Source organism: Streptomyces sp. NPDC006134, from assembly GCF_040628835.1.
Classification (GTDB): domain Bacteria; phylum Actinomycetota; class Actinomycetes; order Streptomycetales; family Streptomycetaceae; genus Streptomyces.
Map to the genome: position 1 here is coordinate 514 of NZ_JBEXTV010000086.1, position 22,220 is coordinate 22,733.

Consider the following 22,220-nt stretch of genomic DNA (forward strand, 5'->3'; position numbering starts at 1 on the left):
CCGCCCGGCGACCCGGACACCCGCCCGCACATCCCTGCACACCCCTGCACACCCCGGCACCCGACCAGGCGGCCCCGGCACCCGCCCGGCGACCCGGACACCCGCCCGCACATCCCTGCACACCCCTGCACACCCCGGCACCCGACCAGGCGGCCCCGGCACCCGCCCGGCGACCCCGGTGCCCGACCGCGGAACCCGGCACCCGGCGCCCGGGTCTTAGCACCGCACGCACGTCAGGCCGCGACGCGGGCCGCTCGCCACCGTGGCGATCCGCGCAGAAGAGGGCGGCGGGACGGGCGCCCGGCCCGTGCACTCGCCTCCCGCCCCCGCCCCGCCCCCTACCCGGCCGAGACCTCCCAGGGAAGGATTCCCTCCGTGGCAACGACAACCCCCACACGGGGCGCCCACAAGACACCGCCCGGCGGCTCCGGCGCCGCGCCGAAAGAGCGCAGCGCCTGGCGTGCGCGGCTGTGGCGCTTCGACGACAAGGTGTCGCCGTACGCGTACATCGCCCCCTTCTTCCTCGTCTTCGGCGCCTTCGGGCTCTACCCGCTCCTCTACACCGGGTGGATCGCCCTGCACCGGGTGGAGATGGCGGGCCTGGACCAGTCCGAATGGGTCGGCTGGGACAACTTCGCCAAGATCCTCCAGGACTCCGAGTTCTGGCTGTCCGTCAGCAACACCTTCGTCATCGGCGTCATCTCGACCGTCCCGCAGCTCCTCATGGCGCTGGGCCTGGCCCACCTGCTCAACTACAAGCTGCGGGCCAGCACGTTCTGGCGGACGGTGATCCTCACCCCGTACGCCACCTCGGTGGCGACCGCGGCCCTCGTCTTCGCCCTGGTCTTCCGGGCCGACGGCGGCCTGGTCAACTGGGTGCTGGGCTTCTTCGGCGTCGACGCCGTGGACTGGGGCAACGGCCACTGGACGTCCAAGATCGCCATCGCGATCATCGTGATCTGGCGCTGGACCGGCTACAACGCGCTGATCTACCTGGCGGCCATGCAGGCCGTGCCGACGGACCTGTACGAGGCGGCCTCGATCGACGGGGCCAACCGCTGGCAGCAGTTCCTCAAGGTGACCATCCCCTCGCTGCGGCCGACGATCCTGTTCACCATCGTCATCTCGACCATAGGCTCGCTTCAGCTGTTCGGTGAGCCGCTGCTGCTCCAAGGCGGCACCCTCGGCTCCGTCGGCGGCAGCGAGCACCAGTACGAGACCCTCAGCATCTACCTCTACAACTACGGCTGGAAGCTCGGGCACCTGGGCCCGGCCGCGGCCGTCGCCTGGGCCATGCTCGTCCTGCTGCTGCTCATCGCCCTGATCAACTGGATCGTCGGCCGGTTCATGCGCAAGAGCGCGGTCTGACGGGAGCGACAACGATGACTACGACCAGTCCCACCAAGACCGCCGCGCCGCACCCCGGCACGGCCCCGCTCCCCGCCTCCGCGGGCACCGGCCGCAACCGCTTCAAGATCGGCGCCGGCGGACAGCTCAAGGGCGGCCCGTTCACCTACCTCATCCTGGCCGTCGTCGGCCTGGGCTCGGTCTTCCCGCTGTACTGGACGCTGGTGGCCGCCTCGCACGACCAGCAGCGGGTCCTCGACAGCCCGCCGCCGCTCGTGCCGGGCGGCAGGCTCCTGAACAACCTGGAGGCGGCCTGGGAGCAGGCCAACCTCGGCAAGGCCATCGTCAACAGCGTCATCGTGGCCGGCTCCATCACCGCGGCCACGCTGTTCTTCTGCACCCTGGCCGGCTACGCCTTCGCCAAGATGCGCTTCCGCGGCCGGGGCGTGCTGATGACCGCGGTCATCGCCACCCTGACCATCCCCCCGCAGCTCAGCGTCGTCCCGCTGTTCATGATGATGTCCGACATCGGGTGGGGCGGGCAGCTGGAGTCGGTGATCTTCCCGACCCTCGTCGGCGCCTTCGGCGTCTTCTTCATGCGCCAGTACCTGCTGGAGGCCCTGCCCTACGAGCTGATCGAGGCGGCCAAGGTGGACGGGGCGAACAACCTGCGCATCGTGTGGCACGTGGTCCTGCCCGCGGCCCGGCCCGCGATGATGGTGCTCGGCATGCTCACCTTCGTGCAGGCGTGGAACGACTTCTTCTGGCCCTTCCTCGCCCTGAACCAGCAGAACCCCACCATCCAGGTGGCCCTCGGCCAGCTCAGCGCCTCCTACACCCCCGACCAGAGCATCGTCATGGCCGGCGCGCTGATCAGCACCCTGCCGCTGCTGCTGGTCTTCGTGATCTTCGGCAAGCAGATCGTCGGAGGCATCATGACGGGCGCCGTCAAGGGCTGACGCCGGACCACCACCGACGCCGGACCACCACCGACGCCGGACCGCCACCGACGCCGGTCCGACCGCTCGCCGCGCCCCGCCCGCCCACCGTCCGGTACGGCCCGCCCTGCCCAGCCCCGCACACGGGCCGTACCGGACCCGGGCCGCGCGCGTCCGCGAGAGCCGCCCGCCCACCCCTCCTCCCCCCACAGCCGGTCCACTGTCCGGCCTCTCCTCACGCCACTTTGGGAGCGTTCACACCATGACCACCGTACGACCCGAGGTCACCGCCCGGCCGGCATCGGCCCTCTCCTTCCCCACGGACTTCGTCTGGGGCGCCGCCACCGCTGCCTACCAGGTGGAGGGCGCCGCCGCCGAGGACGGCCGCACCCCCTCCATCTGGGACACCTTCAGCCACACCCCCGGAAAGGTCCTCAACGGCGACACCGGCGACATCGCCGCCGACCACTACCACCGCTACCGCGACGACGTGGCGCTGATGAAGGACCTCGGCCTGAAGGCGTACCGCTTCTCCGTCTCCTGGTCCCGGGTCCAGCCCACCGGCCGCGGCCCCGCCGTCGAGCGCGGCCTGGACTTCTACCGCCGCCTCACCGACGAGCTCCTCGAGGCCGGCATCACCCCCGTCGCCACCCTCTACCACTGGGACCTGCCGCAGGAGCTGGAGGACGCGGGCGGCTGGCCGCACCGCGACACCGCGCACCGCTTCGCCGAGTACGCCGGCATCATGGCCCGCGCCCTCGGGGACCGGATCGGCGTGTGGACCACCCTCAACGAGCCCTGGTGCTCGGCGTTCCTCGGCTACGGCTCCGGCGTGCACGCCCCGGGCCGCACCGACCCGGCCGCCACCCTGCGCGCCGCCCACCACCTCAACCTGGCCCACGGCCAGGCGATCGGGGCGCTGCGCGCGGCGCTGCCGGCGTCCGCGCAGACCTCCATCACCCTCAACCTGCACCAGGTGCGCCCGCTCACCGGCAGCCCCGAGGACGCCGAGGCGGCCCGCCGCATCGACGCGGTCGGCAACCGGATCTTCACCGGCCCGATCCTGGACGGCGCCTACCCCGAGGACCTGCTCGCCGACACCGGTCACCTCGTCGACTGGGGGCAGCTGGTGCGGGACGGGGACCTGGCCGAGATCTCCCGCCCCATCGACGTGCTCGGCGTCAACTACTACGCGCCGACCGTGGTCTCCCTGCCCGCCGACGGCGCCGGCACGACGAAGAACGACGGCCACGGCGCGAGCGACCACTCGCCGTGGACCGGCTCCGAGCACGTCGCCTTCCACCTCGCCAACGACAACCTCACGGCGATGAACTGGGCCATCGACGCGAGCGGGCTGCACACCCTGCTGACCGGCCTGGCGGCCTCCCACCCCTCCCTGCCGCTGATGGTCACCGAGAACGGCGCCGCCTTCGACGACTACGTCTCCCCCGAGGGCCGGGTCAACGACCCGCAGCGGATCGCCTACCTGCACGCCCACCTGGACGCCGTCCGGCGGGCGATCGCCGACGGAGCCGACGTACGCGGCTACTTCCTGTGGTCGCTGCTGGACAACTTCGAATGGTCCTACGGCTACTCCAAGCGCTTCGGCGCCGTCTACGTCGACTACTCCACCCAGCGCCGCATCCCCAAGGCGAGCGCCCACTGGTACGCCGAGGTGATCCGGCAGAACGCGCTGCCCGCCGCCGGCGCGCAGGACTGACGCCCCGCCCCGGCCCCGGGGGCGCCGCCGTGACACCGGCCGCGCCCCCGTCCGGCTTTCCGGGCCCGGCTTTCCGTGCTTGGCTCCCCGCGCCCCGGCGGGAGCGGCCCGGCGAGGAAACGATCCGGCGGGGAAACGTTCCGGCAGGCGAGGGGCGACGGGCCCGGGTGCGGCGCGGTCCCGGCTGTTACATTCCTGGCCTGACGGCTGCGAACGGGAGGCGGCGATCATGACGGTCAACGGTGGGCGGAGCCGGGGCGGCCGGCGGCCGACCCTGGAGGAGGTCGCTGCCCGCGCCGGTGTCGGCCGCGGCACCGTCTCCCGCGTGATCAACGGCTCGCCCCGGGTCAGCGACGCGACACGGGCCGCCGTCGAGGCGGCGGTGGCGGAGCTCGGCTACGTCCCGAACACGGCCGCGCGGGCCCTGGCCGCCAACCGCACGGACGCCGTCGCGCTGGTCGTGCCGGAGCCGGAGACCCGGTTCTTCGCCGAGCCGTACTTCTCGGACATGCTGCGCGGCGTCGGGGCCGAGCTGTCCGACACCGAGATGCAGCTGCTGCTGATCTTCGCGGGCAGCGACCGGGAGCGGCGGCGGCTCGCCCAGTACCTGGCCGCGCACCGGGTGGACGGCGTCCTGCTGGTCTCGGTGCACGCCGACGATCCGCTGCCGGACCTGCTGGCGCAGCTGGAGATCCCCGCGGTGATCAGCGGCCCGCGGTCGGCCGCGGAGTCCCTTCCCTCGGTGGACTCCGACAACTACGGCGGCGCCCGCTCGGCCGTGGAGCACCTGCTCGCCGGGGGGCGGCGCCGGATAGCCCACATCACCGGCCGCCTCGACGTCTACGGCGCCCAGCGGCGCGTGGAGGGCTACCGGGCCGCCCTGCGGGACGCGGGGCACGCCGCGGACGAGCGGCTGATCGAGCCGGGGGACTTCACGGAGGAGGGGGGCCGCCGCGCGATGGCGGCCCTGCTGGAGCGCTGCCCGGACCTGGACGCGGTCTTCGCCGGCTCCGACGTGACCGCGGCCGGTGCCCGCCAGGCGCTGCGGGAGGCGGGCCGCCGCATCCCGGACGACGTGGCCCTCGTCGGCTACGACGACTCCGCGATCGCCCGCCACATGGACCCGCCCCTGACCAGCGTGCGCCAGCCCATCGACGAGATGGGCCGCCGGATGATCGGCCTCCTCCTCGCCGAGATAGCCGATCGCCGCCCGGCGGTGGCGCGGGGGCCGGAGCGGCAGCAGGTGGTCCTGCCGACCGAACTGGTGGTGCGCCGGTCCTCGTGACCCGGCCGGGGCGCCCGCCCCTGCCCGCCCTCGCGCACAGGACCCCGAAACGGAATCAGCCGGTGACCTTTCGCAAGGCCACCGGCTGACTAACCAGGGTGAGTGACGGGACTCGAACCCGCGGCATCCTGGACCACAACCAGGTGCTCTACCAGCTGAGCTACACCCACCATGACCGGATCCCCGGGGAGTTTCTCCCCGACCGGCCGAGAAAAAGTGTACAGGGTCCGAAGGGGTGCTCGCGCACGGCTTTCGCGGCGCCCCTTCCCGGGCCCCCGTTCCGCCTATTGGGCGGGCAGGACGTGCCGGGCCGCGATCGCCTTGGCGGTGTCGGAGTCGGGGCCGGGCTGCGGGACGAAGACGGCCTCGCGGTAGTAGCGCAGCTCGGCGATGGACTCGCGGATGTCGGCGAGCGCGCGGTGGTTGCCGTTCTTCTGCGGACTGTTGAAATACGCCTTCGGGTACCAGCGGCGGGCCAGCTCCTTGATCGACGAAACGTCGACGATCCGGTAGTGGAGGTAGTCCTCCAGGGTCGGCATGTCCCTGAGGAGGAAGCCGCGGTCGGTGCCGACCGAGTTGCCGCACAGGGGCGCCTTGCCCGGCTCCTTCACGTACTTCTTCACGTACGCCAGGACCTGCTCCTCGGCGTCCGCCAGCGTCGTGCCGTTCTCCAGCTCCGCGAGCAGCCCGGACGCGGTGTGCATCTGACGCACCACCTCCGGCATCGTCTCCAGCGCCCGCTCCGGCGGGCGGATGACGATGTCCACGCCGTCGCCGAGCACGTTCAGCTCGGAGTCGGTGACGAGGGCGGCCACCTCGATGAGCGCGTCGTCGGACAGCGAGAGGCCGGTCATCTCGCAGTCGATCCACACCATGCGATCGTTCATGCGAACACCCTACGGCGGTCGTGCCGCGCCGTGGTCCCCGGCAGGGGGCGGGCTTTCGCGGGGCCGCCGGGGCGCTGCCGCGGAGGCTGCCGCTCCCGGGGCCCGCCGTGGCCGGGAGAGGCCCGGTTCCCGGGCCGCCGGGCGCCTGCGTCCCCGCGGTGCCGGACGGGCGCGTCCCCGCGGTGCCGGACGGGCGGGTTCCCCTCCCGTCCGGCGTTCCGCGGCGTCCGCCGGGTGTCAGGTGGCGCTGCGCTGCCCCGGCACGCTCGCCCGGCTGGGCACGTACGCCTCACGGCCGTTCTCCGACGAGGCCGCGTGCAGCGGCTGCGGCGACGGGGAGCCGACGGTGCCGGCCGCCGCGCGGCGGGACTGGTACGGCACCGGGCCGTCCCCGGCGAGCGGCCCGGACTGCTGGACCGCGGACGGGGACGGGCCGGACGCCGCCGGGGCACCGGCCGCGCCGCCCTCGCCGGCGGCCTGCTTGTCGCCCTGGGGCCGGCGGGCGCGGTAGGCGGCCCGGTAGGCGGCCGGGGACGAGCCCAGCTGACGGCGGAAGTGGCCACGCAGGGCCACCGGCGAGCGGAAGCCGCAACGGCCCGCGACCTCGTCCACCGAGTAGTCCGACGTCTCCAGCAGCCGCTGCGCCTGCAGCACCCGCTGCGTGATCAGCCACTGCAACGGCGCGCTGCCCGTCAGCGAGCGGAACCGGCGGTCGAACGTACGACGGCTCATGTACGCGCGTGCCGCCAGCGTCTCCACGTCGAACTGCTCGTGGAGGTGTTCCAGCGCCCAGGCGACGACCTCGGCGAGCGGGTCGGCGCCGATCTCCTCGGGTAAAGACCGGTCGAGGTAGCGCTCCTGGCCGCCGCTGCGGCGCGGCGGCACCACCAGGCGCCGGGCCAGCGCCCCGGCCGCCTCGCTGCCGTGGTCGGTGCGCACGATGTGCAGGCACAGGTCGATGCCGGCCGCCGTGCCCGCCGAGGTCAGCACGTCCCCGTCGTCGACGAACAGCTCGCGCGGGTCGACGTGCACCGACGGGTAGCGCTTGGCCAGCGTCGGCGCGTACATCCAGTGCGTGGTCGCGGGACGGCCGTCGAGCAGGCCCGCCGCCGCCAGCACGAAGGCGCCGGTGCACAGCCCGACGATGCGGGCCCCCTCCTCGTGCGCCCGGCGCAGGGCGTCGAGCGCCTCCTGGGGCGGTGGCGAGGTGATCGAGCGCCACGCGGGCACCACCACGGTGCCGGCCCGGGAGATCGCCTCCAGGCCGTGCGGCGCGGTCAGTTCCAGGCCCCCCGTGGTCCGCAGCGGGCCCTCCTCGCCGGCGCACACCAGCAGGCGGTAGCGCGGCACGCCGGCGTCCTGGCGGTCGACCCCGAACACCGACAGCGGTATGGAACTCTCGAAGATGGGTCCGCCGCTGAACAGCAGCACCGCGACGATCTCCTTGCGGCGTCGCCCGGACAGCTTCCGGGCCGCGGCGTCCGGCGCGGCAGCGGAGTCGTGGCTCATCCTGCTAAGCCCCCCTCGGTGGTCGCGGCGCCCTGGTCCCTTCGGGTCTGTCGCTCCAACACGTTTCCCCTCGGTCCTGCACGAGTCCCCCGCCGTAGACAGTCATGATCGAATCTACTGCGTCCCGTCATGCCGGGGTGGCCGGTTCGGCACTCGGCACATTGTCGACATGACAACTTGGCGTGAAGCATTCGATCACGAAGCGTTGCACTCGCGGGCGCCCCAGGGAAGTGCGCCTTGTGGCAGTGGCCAATCCCCGTAGGGTGCGCAGGGGCCCGGAGACCCTTTCCGTGCAGGTGGAACGGGGGAAGGGGAGTGGTTTCGGCAAGAGCAGGGCCCCCCGCAGAAGTTGGCTGAAAAGAAACGGGGGCGTGCGCGGAAACCGGTCAGTCGACCGGTGTGCTCCCCCTGCCGTGCCGACCGCCCCCGCGCGCCCCCGGCCCGGTCCGGCCGCCCCCGGCGGGCGGACCGGCCGCGCACCGCTCCGAGCGGCGCAGGAGCACGCGGCACGCGCCGGTGACGGCGGCCAGGCCGAGGGCCGTGCCGGCGGCACCGGCCAGGGAGGTGCCGAACCACAGGAGCACGACGGGGACGAGGACGCAGCTGAAGGCGGCCCAGCGGACCAGGTCGGTGATGCCGTCCCGTCCCCGCGTATCCGCGTGGCGCGGCCCGGGAGGCGTCTCGGGGGGCGCGGCGGGGTCCTGCGGTCCGGACATGGGGGCTCCCTGGGGCGGTGGCTCGCGTGGATCAACGGCCGTCCGGCCCGCCGGTCACTGTCCGTCCCGGGCGGGCCCGTGACGTCATCCCCACGGGTAACGGAATTCCCCGCAAACCGCCTGTACAGCGCAGCAACCATTGCGTTGCGGGCGCCCCCTCGTGCATGCTCCGGGGAACCGCCACGGAGAGTGCGCGGGATCTGGGCTAAGGAGGCGTGCCGCCGTACCCTTGCGGGTATGGGGTTGGGAAGACCATTCCCGGACACAGCTCCGCCGCACACTGATGTCCCACCCATAAAGGATCACAACGCCGAGACAGCCATGGCCGGTCACGAATTCTTCGAACCCGCGGACCGCAAGCGGCCGGTCGCCGACCCGACGGCGGCCGACCCCCTGGCGGCGGAAGAGCTTCACCACGCGTGCGATCCCGCCTTCAGGCACGGCGTGGTCGTCGGCTTCGACGGCTCCCTCTCCAGCGAGCGCGCCCTCGCCTACGCGATCGGCATGGCACGGCGGCTGGGGTCGGGCCTGATCATCGTCCATGTGGCCAACCGGCTGCCCACGACCGTGTGGGCGGGCTGCGAGCCCCCTGTCTTCGTCGACGTGCCGGACCACCGCACCGAGGTGCTGGGCCTGGAGCTGGCGTGCGCGGACTACCTCGCCGAGGTGCCGTGGATCCTGGTCGAGCGCGGCGGCGACATCTGCCACGAGCTCGAAGAGGTGGGGCGGGAGTACGAGGCGGACGCGATCGTCGTCGGCTCCACGCACGGCATCGTGGGCCGCATCTTCGGCTCCGTCGCCGGCCGGCTCGCCAAGCGGGCGAAGCGGCCCGTCGTCGTCATCCCGTAACCCCGTCACCCCGTAACCCCGTCATCCCGTAACCCCGCGCGTCCGCCGCCGCGCCCGCGCCCGCGACGCGCCACCGGAGCGGCGGCCTCGGACGGCGGGGCGGCAACTTCCTTGCGCGGCGGGGCGATTCACCGGGCCGCGAGGGTGTCCGCCCTCTGGCGGAGGGCATATACCGGTCAACGCACCACCGCGCACACGGGAAGGGAGTCTTCCCGGGCGCGCTGCCGGCCGGGGGGTGACGGCCACCGGCGGGCGGCTCCGGGCCGGGGCAGGGCGGCCCCGGCCCCAAGGGGACGACCCCCTGTGCGGATGGCACACAGGGGGTCGTTCATGTCCGGCCGCGGGCGGGGGCGTTACTCCACCGTCACCGACTTGGCCAGGTTGCGCGGCTTGTCGATGTCCCGGCCGAGCGCCAGCGCCGTGTGGTAGGCGAGGAGCTGGAGCGGGATGCCCATGAGGATCGGGTCCAGCTCGTCCTCGTTCTTCGGCACGACGATGGTGTGGTCGGCCTTCGGCTGGTCCTGGTGGGCGACGGCGAGGATCCTGCCGCTGCGGGCCTTGATCTCCTCCATGGCCGCGCGGTTCTTCTCCAGCAGGTCGTCGTCCGGCACGATCGCCACCGTCGGCAGCGCGGGCTCGATCAGCGCGAGCGGGCCGTGCTTGAGCTCGGAGGCCGGGTAGGCCTCGGCGTGGATGTAGGAGACCTCCTTGAGCTTCAGGGAGGCCTCACGGGCGACCGGGTAGCCGCGGACACGGCCGATGAAGAGCATGGAGCGGGCCTCGGCGAACTGCTCGGCCAGCTTCTCGACCTCCTCCTCCTGCTCCATGATCTCGGAGATCTGCTGCGGCAGCCGGCGCAGGCCCTCGATGATCCGCCTGCCGTCGCGCACGGACAGGTCGCGCACCCGGCCCAGGTGCAGGGCGAGCAGCGCGAAGGCGACGCAGGTGTTGGTGAAGCACTTGGTCGACACCACGCACACCTCGGGACCGGCGTGCACGTAGATGCCGCCGTCGGCCTCCCGCGCGATCGCGGAGCCGACCACGTTGACCACGCCCAGCACCCGGGCGCCCTTGCGCTTGAGCTCCTGCACGGCCGCCAGCACGTCGTACGTCTCACCGGACTGGGAGACGGCGACGTACAGGGTGTCGGGGTCGACGACCGCGTTGCGGTAGCGGAACTCCGAGGCCGGCTCGGCGTCGGCGGGGATGCGGGCCAGCTCCTCGATCATCTGGGCGCCGATCATGCCCGCGTGGTACGAGGTGCCGCAGCCGAGGATCTTCACGCGGCGGATGCGGCGCGCCTCGCGGGCGTCCAGGTTGAGGCCGCCCAGGTGCACGGTGGAGAAGCGGTCGTCGATCCGGCCGCGCAGCACGCGGTCCACGGCGTCGGCCTGCTCGTGGATCTCCTTGTGCATGTAGGTGTCATGGCCGCCCATGTCGTAGGAGGCGGCCTCCCACTCCACGGTGGTGGGCTCGGCGGTGGTGCGGGTGCCCTCGGTGGTGTAGGTGCGGAAGTCGTCGGCCTTGAGGGTGGCCATCTCGCCGTCGTCGAGGGTGACTATCTGGCGCGTGTGGGCGACCAGGGCGGCGATGTCGGAGGCGACGAACATCTCCTTCTCGCCGATGCCGAGGACGACCGGGGAGCCGTTGCGGGCGACGACGATGCGGTCCGGGAAGTCGGCGTGCAGCACGGCGATGCCGTACGTGCCCTCGATCAGGCGCACGGTCTCGCGGACCTTGTCCTCCAGCTTCTTCGCCTGCGAGCGGGCGATGAGGTGGACGAGGACCTCGGTGTCGGTCTCGGAGAGGAACTCCACGCCGTCCGCCTCCAGCTTGCGGCGCAGGTCCTCGGCGTTGTCGATGATGCCGTTGTGGACGACGGCGACCTTGCCCTCGGCGTCCAGGTGCGGGTGGGCGTTGACGTCGGAGGGGGCGCCGTGGGTGGCCCAGCGGGTGTGGGCGATGCCGGTGGTGCCCTTGAAGCGCGCCGGGACCTTGGCCTCCAGGTCGCGGACCCGGCCCTTGGCCTTGACCATCTTCAGGCCGGCCGCCTTCGGGGAGGTGACGACGATGCCCGCCGAGTCGTAGCCCCGGTACTCCAGCCGCTGGAGGCCCTCCAGCAGCAGGGGAGCGACGTCACGCTTCCCGATGTATCCGACGATTCCGCACATAGAAACGTATTCCTCAGCCGTAGACGATGCGGCGCAGCTGGCGGAGCGAGAGCTCCGGCGGTGCCACCGCCCGGTATTTCAGGTCCGCCTCGATCCGCTCGAAGATCGTCGCGTTCACCAGGCCCTGGGCCTGGAGCTCGCGGTGGCGGCGACGGACGTACTCCTCGGTCGTCTCGTCGAAGTAGGCGAGCACGTCCTGGATCACGCGCAGCGCCTCGCCCCGGCTCAGGGGCGTCGACCGCGTCAGATGATCAACGAGTTCGTCGTGCACCCGGTAGATCCTGGGGGAGCGGTGGCCGTTTCGCAAGGATCCTGCCCGAATTCGGGCAGGGGGTGGCCGTTGATCTTGCGCGAGGGAGGGGTTTGAGGGTGGTTTGCAGGGTTTTGCCGGTCTCGTTACTTCTCGTTGCTTCTCGTTCTTTCGGGTGCCGCCGCGGGCCGGATCACATCCGCTTCAGCACCGCCTGCTTGGCCAGGGCGAACTCCTCGTCCGTCAGGACACCGGTGCGGTGCAGCTCGCCCAGCTCCCGCAGCCGCCGCAGCAGCGCGTCGTGCTCGTCCTCGGCGGGCGCGGGCGTCCCGGGCGCGGGCGACCCCGGCGCGGGCGCCGCCGCGGGCAGGGCCGCGGGGCGTTCGGAGGCCGCCCTGGCCGGGTGCGGCAGCCGGGCCTGGACGGCGGCGGCGACCAGGGCCATCAGCGGGTCCTTCTTGAACCCCCACAGCTCCACCGCGTGGGGGTCGTACTTGGCCGGCGCCTTGGTCGGCGCGTTCCGCACGGTGAAGCGGAGGTGGCCGTTGTCCAGGCCGACCGCCGGCTGCCACTCCACGGCGGTGATGTCCGCCAGGGGCAGCGTGCGGGTGCCGGCGGCGGCCTTGGCGTCCTCCGTCTTCCAGTTCCACTCCAGGCGGACCTGCTCACCGTCGAAGCTCGCGGTGCCGTCCCCCGCCGACACCGACAACGGCACGGCGGGACCCGGCAGCAGATAGGTGTTCACCGGGTCGGACGGCACCTGCTCCAGCAGCAGGGCGTTGCGGACCTCGTCCACGACGTACTCGGCGACGCCGTACCGGTCGGGCTCCACGGTCAGCAGGTACGGGTCGTGGGGCTCCGCCAGCCGCCCGCCGGTGGCGAGCAGCAGGGGGTCGGCGCCGTCCCGCAGGCGCAGCCGCAGCCGCCCGGCCTTCCTGCCCTGCTCGAAGGAGATCCCCGCCAACGCCCGCAGCGGGACGGCGAGTTCACCCAGGGACCTGCGCAGCAGACCGACGTTCTTGTCCCGTCCGGGCGTCAGCCGCAGGGCGTCGCCGTCGAAAACCCACGTGCCGTCCTTCTGGATGATTTCCGCCATGGGGGGATTGTTTCACCGGATCTGCGGGAGAGTGGTCTACACCCATCGGGGCTTCCTTTGCGGGGCCCCGGAGTTGAGCTGAAGGGAGCGCATGTGAGACGGCACCCACGGCACCACAGAACGACTCCCCGCATGACCCGGCTGCTCGGCACGCTGCTGCTGGTGGCGGCCGGAGCCTTCGCCACCACCGCCGCCGCCCCCGCGCCGGACGCCGCGGCCCCCGTCCCCCTGGACCGGGTGATCCCGGCCCCCGCCTCGGTCGAGCCGGGCGGGTCCCCGTACCGCATCACGCGCGGCACCCACATCCGCGTCGACGGCCCGCGCGAGGCCCGCCGGGTCGGCGAATACCTCGCCGACGTGCTGCGGCCCTCGACCGGCTACCGGCTGCCCGTCACCACCCGCGGCGAGGGAGGCATCCGGCTGCGCCTGGCCGACGGCCCCTACGGCACCGAGGGCTACCGCCTCGACAGCCGCCGCTCGGGCGTCACCATCACCGCCCGCGAGCCGGCGGGCCTGTTCCACGGCGTCCAGACGCTGCGCCAGCTCCTCCCGGCCGCCGTCGAGAAGGACTCCGTCCAGCCCGGCCCCTGGCTGGTGGCGGGCGGCACCGTCGAGGACACCCCGCGCTACGCCTGGCGCGGCGCCATGCTGGACGTCGCCCGGCACTTCTTCACCGTCGACGAGGTGAAGCGGTACATCGACCAGATCGCCCTCTACAAGCTCAACAAGCTGCATCTGCACCTCAGCGACGACCAGGGCTGGCGCATCGCCGTCGACTCCTGGCCGCGCCTGGCCGCCTACGGCGGCTCCACCGAGGTCGGCGGCGGACCGGGCGGGTTCTACACCAAGGACCAGTACAAGGAGATCGTGCGGTACGCGGCCTCCCGGCACCTGGAGGTCGTCCCCGAGATCGACATGCCGGGCCACACCAACGCGGCCCTCGCCTCCTACGCCGAGCTGAACTGCGACGGCGTGGCACCCCCGCTCTACACCGGCATCAAGGTCGGCTTCAGCTCGCTGTGCGTCGGCAAGGACATCACGTACGACTTCGTCGACGACGTCGTCCGCGAGGTCGCCGCCCTCACCCCGGGCCGGTACTTCCACATCGGCGGCGACGAGGCGCACTCCACCAGCCACGCCGACTACGTGGCCTTCATGGAACGGGTCCAGCCGGTCGTCGCCAAGTACGGCAAGACCGTCATCGGCTGGCACCAGCTCACCGGCGCCGCCCCGGCCGAGGGGGCGCTCGTGCAGTACTGGGGCCTGGACCGCACCGGCGACGCGGAGAAGGCCCAGGTGGCCAAGGCCGCGCAGAACGGCACGGGGCTGATCCTGTCCCCGGCCGACCGGTCCTACCTGGACATGAAGTACACCAAGGACACCCCGCTCGGCCTGTCCTGGGCGGGATACGTCGAGGTGCAGCGCTCCTACGACTGGGACCCGGGCGCCTACCTGCCGGGCGCGCCCGCCGCCGCGGTCCGGGGCGTCGAGGCGCCGCTGTGGTCGGAGACCGTCGACAACTCCGCCCACATCGACTACATGGCCTTCCCCCGGCTGCCGGGCATCGCCGAGCTGGGCTGGTCGCCGGCGTCCACGCACGACTGGGACGCCTACAAGGAGCGGCTCGCGGCACAGGGGCCGCGGTGGGAGGCACTGGGCATCGGCTTCCACCGGTCGCCCCAGGTGCCCTGGCCGGCGCAGGGATAGGCGCCTGAGCCCGGGGACAGACGCCTGACGGGCACCCCGGAGGACCGTACTCCGGGGTGCCCGTCCGTCCGCGCGGGGCCGGGGCCTACCGCCCGGCGAGGGGGTTCGTCAGGTTCCCCACCAGCTGGAGGGCGCCGGAGGGGTCGGCGAGGTCCACCATCTGCTTGTTGTTGCGCAGCTGGAGCCGGTTGAGGCAGGACAGCGCGAACTCGGGCGCGAACATGTCGTACCGGGCGAACTTGTCGGCCAGTTCCGGCACCGACTCCTGGTACGCGCGGGTGACCTCCGCGACCGTGTCCCAGAAGTCGTCCTCCGTCATGACCCCCTCGGCGGCGAGGTGCGCGGCGAGGAAGCGGAAGAAGCAGTCGAAGACGTCCGTGAAGATCGACAGCAGCTTCATGTCGTCCGGCACCTCGGCGCGGATGCGGGAGACCTCCGGCGGCAGCACCGCGTCGGGGTCCATGACCACGATCTCCTCGGCGATGTCCTTGTAGATCGCCCGCCGCACGGCGCCGTCCTCCAGGACCAGGATGACGTTCTCGCCGTGCGGCATGTACACCAGGTCGTAGGCGTAGAAGCTGTGCAGCAGCGGGGTGTAGTACGCCCGCAGGTAGCGCCGCAGCCACTCCTTCGGCGCCAGCCCGGACCGCTCGATCAGCGCGCCCGCGAAGGACGCCCCCTCGTGGTCGACGTGGAGGAGGGAGGCCATCGTGGCGAGCGACTCGCCGTCGCGCAGGGAGGGCACCGGGCTCTCCCGCCACAGCGCGGCGAGCATCTTGCGGTACGGCGAGTAGCGGTCGGTGGCCTTCTCGTACTCCAGGTGCCGGTAGCCGACGGCCGCCCGCTCCCGGATGATCGACAGGCCCGTCGACTTCAGCACCGGGTCGCTCTCGATCAGCCGGGCGAGCCAGTCGTTGATGGCCGGGGTGGCCTCCATGTAGGCGGCCGACAGCCCGCGCATGAAGCCCATGTTGATGACGGACAGGGCCGTCTTCACGTAGTGCTTCTCGGGGTGGGAGGTGTTGAAGAAGGTCCGGATGGACTGCTGGGCGAGGTACTCGTCGTCGCCCTCGCCCAGGCAGACGAGGTGCCTGCGGGCGACCTCGGCGGCGAAGGTGACGGAGAGCTTGTTCCACCACTGCCAGGGGTGGACCGGGACGAGGAGGTAGTCGGCCGGGTCCAGGCCCTGGCCGGTCAGCACGCCGTGGAAGCGCTCCACGGTCTCCTCGCCCAGCTCCTGGCGGACGAAGGACTCGTACTCGATGCCCGCCCCGGCCGTGAACGCCGCCCGGGAGCGGTGCGCGGCCAGCCACACCAGCCGGATCGGGCTCGCGGTCTCGGGGGCGTACGACAGGTACTCGTGGATGCCGAAGCCCAGCCGCCCGTTGTTGGCGACGAAGCAGGGGTGGCCCTCGGTCATGCCGGTCTCGACGGCCTGGAAACCGGCCCGCGCCAGCTCGGCGGAGGTCACCCGCGGCTTGGTGAGCTTGTAGCAGGTGCCGGAGAGGGTGGAGGAGATCTCCTCCAGGTACACCGGCAGGATCTCGTCGCTCAGGCCGAGGGAGTCCTTCAGCTCGATGAAGAAGTCCAGGGCAGCCAGGGGGAGTTCGGACCCGTCGCGGTGGCGGGTGATCGAGTCCGCGTCGACCTGCCAGTGGTCCAGGGCGCGGCGCACGGCGGTGAAGCGGTAGCGGGTGAGGCCGTCGTCGCTGCGGACGGTGTACGCCTCCCCGTCCCGCTCGGGGGTGATCAGCCGCTCGTGGGCGAACTCGGCGAGCGCCTTGCGGATCAGCAGGCGGTTGGCCCGCTCCCAGTGCTCGGGGGTCAGGTGGGCGACGGCGTCGGCGAGGCTCATGCGGACACCGCCTTCTCGAACTGCTCGCGGGTGCAGAAGCTCAGCAGGGCCTTCTTCTCCGGCTTCTGTATCTCGCGCTCGGGCACGAAGCCGACGGCCGCGTTCAGGGCGTGCACGGCCTTGTTGTTCACATCGGGCTCGACGACCACGCGGGCGGTGGCCGGGTCCGCGAAGAGGTGGGCCATCACGGCGGTGATGACGGCCCTGGTGAAGCCGTGGACCGGCCGGTCCGTCGGCGCGACCAGGAAGTGCATGCCGACGTCGCCGGGCCGCGGCTCGTACAGGCCGGCCAGCTCGCGCTGGGCCGGGTCGTACTTCTCCATCAGGAACGCGGGCTCGCCGTCGTGCAGGCCGAGGTAGGCGTGGTGGTGCTCGTCGGCGTCGATCTCCCGGTACGCGCGCTCGACGTCCTCCAGGGTCGCGTCCTGCATCATCCAGAACGCGGCCTTGGGGTGGGTGACCCAGCCGTGGAGCAGCTCGGCGTCCCCGGCCGGGTCGAGGGGGCGCAGGGTGAGGGACCCGATGCCCGGGGTGCCGGTGGTGCCGGTGGTGCCGGTGGGGGCGGGGGTGGTGCCGGTGGGGGTGCCGGGGGTGGTGCTCATACGCCGAACTCCTGGAACGCGATGGACTTCTCGACCGGGTAGTACTCCCTGCCGAGCAGCTCACGGATGATGTAGCTGTTGCGGTAGGCGCCCATACCCAGGTCGGGCGAGGTGATGCTGTGCGTGTGGACGCCGGCGTTCTGGAGGAAGACCCCCTGGCCGGTGACGTCGATGGCGTAGTTGCGGGCGACGTCGAAGTTGCCCTGCGAGTCGTAGCGCAGCCGGTCGCGGACCGGCTTGAGGAACTCGGGCTCGACGTACTTGTAGCCGGTGGCCAGGATCAGGCCGTCCGAGCGCAGCTCGAACTCCTCGCCCTGCTCCTCCTGGCGGAAGGACAGGGTGTAGGTGCCGTCCTCGTAGCGGGCGTCGGTGAGGGCGGAGTTGGTGAGCAGGCGGGTGGGGACCGGGCCGCCGAGGTTCTTCTGGTAGAGCAGGTCGAAGATCTCGTTGATCAGGTCGCCGTCGATGCCCTTGAACAGGCCCTTCTGCTCGGCGGTGAGCCGGTAGCGGGTGGCCTCCGGAAGCGCCCGGTAGTAGTCGACGTACTCCGGGGAGGTCATCTCCAGCGTGAGCTTGGTGTACTCCAGCGGGAAGAAGCGCGGGGAGCGCGTGACCCAGTTGAGCTGGTAGCCGTGGACGTCGATCTCGCTCAGCAGGTCGTGGTAGATCTCGGCGGCGGACTGGCCGCTGCCGACCAGCGTGATCGACTTCTTCTTCGTCAGCTCCGCCCGGCTCTGCACGTAGCGGGAGTTGTGGATGAAGTCGCCGGCCAGGCCGCGGCAGGCGTCGGGGACGTACGGCGGGGTGCCGGTGCCCAGGACGAGCCGGCGGGCGCGGTAGGTGTCGCCGGCCGTCGTGCGCACGACGTACAGCTCGCCCTCGTACGTCACCTCGGTGACCGTCGTGGAGAAGCGGACGCTGCTCAGCTTGGAGGCGGCCCAGCGGCAGTAGTCGTCGTACTCGACCCGCAGGGGGTAGAAGTTCTCGCGGATGTAGAACGAGTACAGCCGGCCCTTCTCCTTCAGGTAGTTGAGGAAGGAGTAGGGGGAGGTCGGGTCGGCGAGGGTGACCAGGTCCGACATGAACGGGGTCTGGAGGTGGGCGCCGTCCAGGAACATGCCGGCGTGCCACTCGAAGTCGGGCTTGGACTCCAGGAAGACGCCGTTCAGTTCGGCGATGGGCTCGGTCAGGCAGGCCAGCCCGAGGTTGAAGGGGCCCAGTCCGACCCCCACGAAGTCGTAGGTGCTTTCCGGGGCTTCAGGACGCGCGGTCAAGGGACTCTCCCAGGTACTGCTCGGCGTGGCCGGCGATCAGGTCGAGGACGGCGGCGATGTCGGACGCCTTCGTCTCGGGATTGAGCAGGGTGAACTTCAGGTAGTGGCGGCCGGCCACCTTGGTGCCCGCGACCACCGCGTCGCCGGAGGCGAACAGGGCCTTGCGGGCGTGGAGGTTGGCGCGGTCGGTCTCGGCCGGGTCGGTGACGGCCGCCGGGACGTAGCGGAAGACCAGGGTGGACAGCGACGGCTCCACCACGACGTCGAAGCGCGGGTCGGCGGCGAGCAGCCTCCAGCCCTCCGCGGCCAGGTCGCACACCTCGTCGAAGAGCTCCCCGATGCCGTCGGCGCCCATCACGCGCAGCGTCATCCACAGCTTGAGTGCGTCGAAGCGGCGGGTGGTCTGGAGGGACTTGTCCACCTGGTTGGGGATACGTTCCTGCACCATGCGGCGCGGGTTGAGGTACTCGGCGTGGTAGGTGGCGTGGCGCAGGGTGGCGGCGTCGCGGACCAGCACGGCGGAGGAACTCACCGGCTGGAAGAAGGACTTGTGGTAGTCGACGGTGACCGAGTCGGCGCGCTCGATGCCGTTCAGGCGGTCCCGGTACTTCAGCGAGGTCAGCAGCCCGCACCCGTAGGCGGCGTCGACGTGCATCCACACGCCGTACTGGGCGCACAGCCCGGCGATCTCCGGCAGCGGGTCGATGGAGCCGAAGTCGGTGGTGCCGGCGGTGGCGACGACGGCCATGGGCACGAGGCCGTCCCGCGCGCAGCGCTCCAGTTCGCGGGCGAGGGCGACGGTCTGCATCCGCTTGTCGTGGCCGACGGGGACGGTGACCACCGCGTCCGGGCCGAGGCCGAGCAGCTTCGCGGACTTCTTCACGCTGAAGTGGCTGGCCTCGGAGGCGAAGACGCGCAGCTTTCCGGGGTCCTCGCTCTTGGCCTCCTCGCGGGCCAGCAGCAGCGCCTGGAGGTTGGACTGGGAGCCGCCGGAGGTGAACACGCCGTCGGCGGCCGGGCCCAGGCCGATGCGGCCGGCGGTCCAGTCGATCAGCTTGCGCTCGATGAGGGTGCCGCCGGCCGACTGGTCCCAGGTGTCCAGGGAGGAGTTGACGGCGGACAGGACGGCCTCGCCGACCACGGCCGGGATGACGACCGGGCAGTTGAGGTGGGCCAGGTAGCGGGGGTGGTGGAAGTAGACCGCGTCCCGGAGGTAGACGTCCTCCAGTTCGTCGAGGACCGCGGTGGTGTCGTGCAGCGGCCGGTCCAGGTCGATCGCGTCGATGCGGGGGGCGAGGGCGTCGGCGGTGACGCCGGTGAACGGACGGTCGGTGGTGGCGAGTTTCGCGGCCACCCGCTCGACTCCTTGGGTCACGGAGCGGCGGTACTGCTCCGCGGTGGTGTCGTTGAGCAGGTGCGAGCGCATGTGGGGGTCCTCCGGTGGGGACGGTCCGAGAGGGACGGGAGAGGGCGGAGCCCTTGGCTTCGACTTAGGTTAGCCTAACCTAACTAGCTCGATCGAAGTGCGTCCCAGGGGTGACTGCTGTCACGTCGATACGGCCTCATACGGCCTCAAACGGCCTTGCGGGCGCGGCGGTTGCCGCCGTGCGTCACGTCCGGGCGTGCGGCGGTCGTGCCCGTGCCGGGTGAGGGCCTGCCGTCGGACTCCCGTCGTCCGCCCGAAGGGCGGGCCTTGCGGCGAGAGTGCGTGCATGGCGTCGCGAGGCGGACGGGAGTCCGACGACAGGCCCTGGGGGTCACTCCTGCTCGCGCAGCTGCTCCTCGGTCAGGCCCCGGCGCCAGTAACCGACGAAGGTGACCCGGCGCCGGTCGATGCCGCGCTCGCCCACGAAGTGCCGGCGCAGCTGCTTCACGCAGCCCGACTCGCCCGCGATCCAGACGTACGGCCGCTCGGCCGCCGGCAGTCCGGCCGCCCGTACGGCCTCCAGGGCCAGCGGGGAGCCGTCGGCGGGAGCGTCGTGCTCGTCGCGCACCAGCCAGGTCACCTCGGCGTCCGCCGCGGTCACCAGCTCCTGCACGTCCGCCGCGTGCGGCACCTCCAGCCAGACCCGGGCGCGGGTCCCCGCCGGCAGCGACTCCAGGATCGCGGAGGCGGCCGGCAGGGCGGTCTCGTCGCCCCAGATCACCACCAGGTCGGCGTCGGCGGGCGGACGGAAGCGGATGGCGCGGTTGTCGGCGAGCGCGGGGCCGATCAGCAGCACCTTGTCGCCGGCGGCGGCGCGGGCCGCCCAGCGGGAGGCGGGACCCGCCTCGACGGCGGCGCCCGGCTCGACGCCGTGCAGCACGAAGTCGATGTCGATCTCGGCCGTGTGCCCGTCGGCGTCCCGGCGCAGCGCCCGCAGCGTGTACGACCGCATCACCGCCCGCACGTCGTCCGGGAGTTCCCGCCACCCCTGCCACCAGCCGTCGCCCAGCTCGACGGGCACGGCCGGCTCGCTCTGGCCGGGGTGCGGCAGGAACAGCGACAGCGACTGGTCACGCCCGTCGGAGTGGAAGGCGTGCAGGTCGGGCCCGGTGAAGGTGACACGGACCAGAGACGGGCCGAGCCGCCTCGTCCGTACGACCTGGAGGGAGAAGAAACGGAACGCGGCGGCTACGGCGGTGGTCACGGTGGCTCCTGAGGGGTCAGGACGGACGGGGATCAGGCGCGGGGGATCAGCTGACCTTCTTCGCGTTCTCGATGGCCTTGGCGAGGTTCTCGACCATCGGCACGCACTTGTCGTACGACAGGATCGGCTCGGGCGAGCGGGAGATGACCTGGCCGGCCTTGACGGCGGGCAGCTTCTTCCAGGTTCCCTCGGTGATGTCGGCGGGCTGGATGGTGGAGGAGCGGTCGTCCATCATGATGATGTCGGCGCCGTACTTGTCGACGTTCTCCCAGCTCAGCGACTCGAACCAGCCGCCGGTCGCCTTCTTGGCGCTCTCCGAGGGCTCGACGAAGTTCACGCCGAGGGCCTTGAAGTACTCCAGGTCGACGGAGAGGTTGGTGCCGGAGACGTAGAACAGGTCCTGGCTGGCGGAGCCCGCCATGACCTTGATCTCCGGCTTGGCCTTGGCGGCGGCGCGCAGGCGGGCGGAGGCGTCCTCGAACCGCTTCTTGGCGTCGGTGATCTTCTTGGAGGTCACGTCGGCGCCCAGCGACTTGGCCAGCTCCAGCATGCGCTGCAGCGGCTGGGTCAGCTGGCGGTCGTAGACGGAGACGGCGACGCTCGGGGCGAGCTTGGCGATCTTGTCCTTCGAGCTCTCCGGGACGTACCAGAGCGTGCCGGCGTCGTCGAAGGTCGTGGAGATCAGGACCTCGGGCCGGAAGGCCGCGTACTGCTCGACGTTGAACTGGTCGTACTTGTTGCCGAAGACGGTCAGCTTGCTGACGTCCATGTCGCCGGCCTGGACGTCCGCCTTGCCGTCCTGGGTCTTGGTCGGCCCGAAGACGCCCTCGACCTCGATGCCGTAGTCGTACAGGGCGGCGGCGACACCGGTGAAGGCCACGATCCTCGTGGGGACCTTGTCCAGCTTCACGGTGGTGCCGCGGTCGTCCTTGAAGGACCAGGGGCCGGACGCCTTGGCAGACGCCGACGCGTCCGAGCCGCCGTCCTCCGAGCCGCCGCCGCATGCGGTCAGCGCGACGCCAAGGCCGAGCGCGCCGCCGGTGGCGAGCAGGCTGCGACGGGTGAGGTTGGCGGAGGTGCCGTTCGACATGGGTGGGGTCTGCTTTCGTCCGTACGAGGCTACAGAGGGCGCGTGCCGGCGCCAGGAGCCGGAACCGCGCTTAGGCTAGCCTAACCTCGCTTCGGGGCCAAGAGGTCCCGGGGCCCGGCCCTCCGCGCCGGCCGGCCGGGGAATCCGCCCGCCCAACGGGGGGGCGTGGCGCTGCCCCCGCCGCGCACACGCGCCGCAGCCGCCGGGGGGGGGGGCGGGCCGCCCCCGGCGCCCCCCCCCCGCGCCGGGGGGGGGGGGCGTCAACACACGAAAAGAGAACAAAAAAAAAAAAAA

The 22,220-nt window shown here is 71.9% G+C and carries 18 protein-coding genes and 1 tRNA gene; 6 read left to right on the forward strand and 13 right to left on the reverse strand.

Annotated elements, in window-relative coordinates; translation table 11 throughout:
* Positions 1-375: 375 nt before the first annotated feature.
* From ABZ340_RS34205 to ABZ340_RS34220, 4 genes are all read left to right on the forward strand, one after another.
* Positions 376-1,368, forward strand: coding sequence for a sugar ABC transporter permease (locus tag ABZ340_RS34205; RefSeq protein ID WP_358785782.1), 993 nt, complete (start codon positions 376-378; stop codon positions 1,366-1,368).
* A gap of 14 nt (positions 1,369-1,382) precedes the next feature.
* The gene (locus tag ABZ340_RS34210) at positions 1,383-2,306 is read left to right on the forward strand and encodes a carbohydrate ABC transporter permease (RefSeq protein WP_358785783.1); all 924 of its coding nucleotides are present in this window, start codon (positions 1,383-1,385) and stop codon (positions 2,304-2,306) included.
* Between the two features lie 241 nt (positions 2,307-2,547).
* Positions 2,548-4,005, forward strand: coding sequence for a GH1 family beta-glucosidase (locus ABZ340_RS34215; RefSeq protein WP_358785784.1), 1,458 nt, complete (start codon positions 2,548-2,550; stop codon positions 4,003-4,005).
* Between the two features lie 229 nt (positions 4,006-4,234).
* Positions 4,235-5,290, forward strand: coding sequence for a LacI family DNA-binding transcriptional regulator (locus tag ABZ340_RS34220; protein ID WP_358785785.1), 1,056 nt, complete (start codon positions 4,235-4,237; stop codon positions 5,288-5,290).
* Positions 5,291-5,387: 97 nt separating this feature from the next.
* Here ABZ340_RS34220 and ABZ340_RS34225 read toward each other — a convergent pair.
* The 4 genes from ABZ340_RS34225 to ABZ340_RS34240 form a co-directional block, all read right to left on the reverse strand.
* Positions 5,388-5,460, reverse strand: a tRNA-His gene (locus tag ABZ340_RS34225).
* A 114-nt stretch (positions 5,461-5,574) separates the two neighbouring features.
* Positions 5,575-6,177: an oligoribonuclease gene (orn, locus tag ABZ340_RS34230; protein WP_358785786.1), complete on the reverse strand. Its 603-nt coding sequence runs from the start codon at positions 6,175-6,177 to the stop codon at positions 5,575-5,577.
* Positions 6,178-6,414: 237 nt separating this feature from the next.
* Positions 6,415-7,686, reverse strand: coding sequence for a helix-turn-helix domain-containing protein (locus ABZ340_RS34235; protein ID WP_358785787.1), 1,272 nt, complete (start codon positions 7,684-7,686; stop codon positions 6,415-6,417).
* 386 nt (positions 7,687-8,072) lie between these two features.
* On the reverse strand, positions 8,073-8,402 hold the full coding sequence (locus ABZ340_RS34240) for a hypothetical protein (RefSeq protein WP_358785788.1): 330 nt from the start codon (positions 8,400-8,402) through the stop codon (positions 8,073-8,075).
* Positions 8,403-8,723: 321 nt separating this feature from the next.
* On the opposite strand from ABZ340_RS34240, the gene ABZ340_RS34245 reads away from it, so the two are divergent.
* Positions 8,724-9,251: a universal stress protein gene (locus tag ABZ340_RS34245; protein ID WP_358785789.1), complete on the forward strand. Its 528-nt coding sequence runs from the start codon at positions 8,724-8,726 to the stop codon at positions 9,249-9,251.
* 353 nt (positions 9,252-9,604) lie between these two features.
* Here ABZ340_RS34245 and glmS read toward each other — a convergent pair whose 3' ends face one another.
* From glmS to ABZ340_RS34260, 3 genes are all read right to left on the reverse strand, one after another.
* Entirely contained in the window at positions 9,605-11,422 is a 1,818-nt protein-coding gene (glmS, locus tag ABZ340_RS34250) for a glutamine--fructose-6-phosphate transaminase (isomerizing) (protein WP_358785790.1), read from the reverse strand.
* 13 nt (positions 11,423-11,435) lie between these two features.
* Positions 11,436-11,693, reverse strand: a complete 258-nt coding sequence (locus ABZ340_RS34255) for a hypothetical protein (RefSeq protein WP_055417062.1) — start codon at positions 11,691-11,693, stop codon at positions 11,436-11,438.
* A gap of 172 nt (positions 11,694-11,865) precedes the next feature.
* Entirely contained in the window at positions 11,866-12,768 is a 903-nt protein-coding gene (locus tag ABZ340_RS34260; protein WP_358785791.1) for a DUF4429 domain-containing protein, read from the reverse strand.
* A gap of 132 nt (positions 12,769-12,900) precedes the next feature.
* Here ABZ340_RS34260 and ABZ340_RS34265 point away from each other — a divergent pair, with 132 nt between their 5' ends.
* Positions 12,901-14,475: a beta-N-acetylhexosaminidase gene (locus ABZ340_RS34265; RefSeq protein ID WP_358785792.1), complete on the forward strand. Its 1,575-nt coding sequence runs from the start codon at positions 12,901-12,903 to the stop codon at positions 14,473-14,475.
* Between the two features lie 85 nt (positions 14,476-14,560).
* Here the strand turns inward: ABZ340_RS34265 and ABZ340_RS34270 are convergent, their stop codons facing one another.
* The 6 genes from ABZ340_RS34270 to ABZ340_RS34295 form a co-directional block, all read right to left on the reverse strand.
* Positions 14,561-16,330: an IucA/IucC family siderophore biosynthesis protein gene (locus tag ABZ340_RS34270; RefSeq protein ID WP_358785793.1), complete on the reverse strand. Its 1,770-nt coding sequence runs from the start codon at positions 16,328-16,330 to the stop codon at positions 14,561-14,563.
* Positions 16,327-16,932 carry a GNAT family N-acetyltransferase gene (locus tag ABZ340_RS34275; RefSeq protein ID WP_358785794.1) on the reverse strand — a complete coding sequence of 202 codons (606 nt, stop codon included), beginning with the start codon at positions 16,930-16,932 and terminating at the stop codon, positions 16,327-16,329. Before ABZ340_RS34275 ends, ABZ340_RS34270 begins: the two co-directional genes overlap by 4 nt.
* Positions 16,929-18,206, reverse strand: coding sequence for a lysine N(6)-hydroxylase/L-ornithine N(5)-oxygenase family protein (locus ABZ340_RS34280; RefSeq protein WP_358785795.1), 1,278 nt, complete (start codon positions 18,204-18,206; stop codon positions 16,929-16,931). The genes ABZ340_RS34275 and ABZ340_RS34280 overlap by 4 nt, the downstream gene beginning before the upstream one ends.
* Complete coding sequence (gene desA, locus ABZ340_RS34285) at positions 18,190-19,632, reverse strand: lysine decarboxylase DesA (RefSeq protein ID WP_358785796.1); 1,443 nt, start codon at positions 19,630-19,632, stop codon at positions 18,190-18,192. The genes ABZ340_RS34280 and desA overlap by 17 nt, the downstream gene beginning before the upstream one ends.
* 331 nt (positions 19,633-19,963) lie before the next feature.
* Entirely contained in the window at positions 19,964-20,836 is an 873-nt protein-coding gene (locus tag ABZ340_RS34290) for a siderophore-interacting protein (protein WP_358785797.1), read from the reverse strand.
* Between the two features lie 46 nt (positions 20,837-20,882).
* Complete coding sequence (locus tag ABZ340_RS34295; protein ID WP_358785798.1) at positions 20,883-21,926, reverse strand: ABC transporter substrate-binding protein; 1,044 nt, start codon at positions 21,924-21,926, stop codon at positions 20,883-20,885.
* Positions 21,927-22,220: the final 294 nt, after the last annotated feature.

Bases quoted from the DNA above. Each gene is read 5' to 3' on its own strand.
- ABZ340_RS34245 (WP_358785789.1), top strand. From the start codon at position 8,724: ATGGCCGGTCACGAATTCTTCGAACCCGCGGACCGCAAGCGGCCGGTC.
- orn (WP_358785786.1), bottom strand. From the start codon at position 6,177: ATGAACGATCGCATGGTGTGGATCGACTGCGAGATGACCGGCCTCTCG.
- glmS (WP_358785790.1), bottom strand. From the start codon at position 11,422: ATGTGCGGAATCGTCGGATACATCGGGAAGCGTGACGTCGCTCCCCTG.
- desA (WP_358785796.1), bottom strand. From the start codon at position 19,632: ATGCGCTCGCACCTGCTCAACGACACCACCGCGGAGCAGTACCGCCGC.
- ABZ340_RS34220 (WP_358785785.1), top strand. From the start codon at position 4,235: ATGACGGTCAACGGTGGGCGGAGCCGGGGCGGCCGGCGGCCGACCCTG.
- ABZ340_RS34235 (WP_358785787.1), bottom strand. From the start codon at position 7,686: ATGAGCCACGACTCCGCTGCCGCGCCGGACGCCGCGGCCCGGAAGCTG.
- ABZ340_RS34240 (WP_358785788.1), bottom strand. From the start codon at position 8,402: ATGTCCGGACCGCAGGACCCCGCCGCGCCCCCCGAGACGCCTCCCGGG.
- ABZ340_RS34260 (WP_358785791.1), bottom strand. From the start codon at position 12,768: ATGGCGGAAATCATCCAGAAGGACGGCACGTGGGTTTTCGACGGCGAC.
- ABZ340_RS34215 (WP_358785784.1), top strand. From the start codon at position 2,548: ATGACCACCGTACGACCCGAGGTCACCGCCCGGCCGGCATCGGCCCTC.
- ABZ340_RS34265 (WP_358785792.1), top strand. From the start codon at position 12,901: ATGACCCGGCTGCTCGGCACGCTGCTGCTGGTGGCGGCCGGAGCCTTC.
- ABZ340_RS34295 (WP_358785798.1), bottom strand. From the start codon at position 21,926: ATGTCGAACGGCACCTCCGCCAACCTCACCCGTCGCAGCCTGCTCGCC.
- ABZ340_RS34210 (WP_358785783.1), top strand. From the start codon at position 1,383: ATGACTACGACCAGTCCCACCAAGACCGCCGCGCCGCACCCCGGCACG.
- ABZ340_RS34275 (WP_358785794.1), bottom strand. From the start codon at position 16,932: ATGAGCACCACCCCCGGCACCCCCACCGGCACCACCCCCGCCCCCACC.
- ABZ340_RS34270 (WP_358785793.1), bottom strand. From the start codon at position 16,330: ATGAGCCTCGCCGACGCCGTCGCCCACCTGACCCCCGAGCACTGGGAG.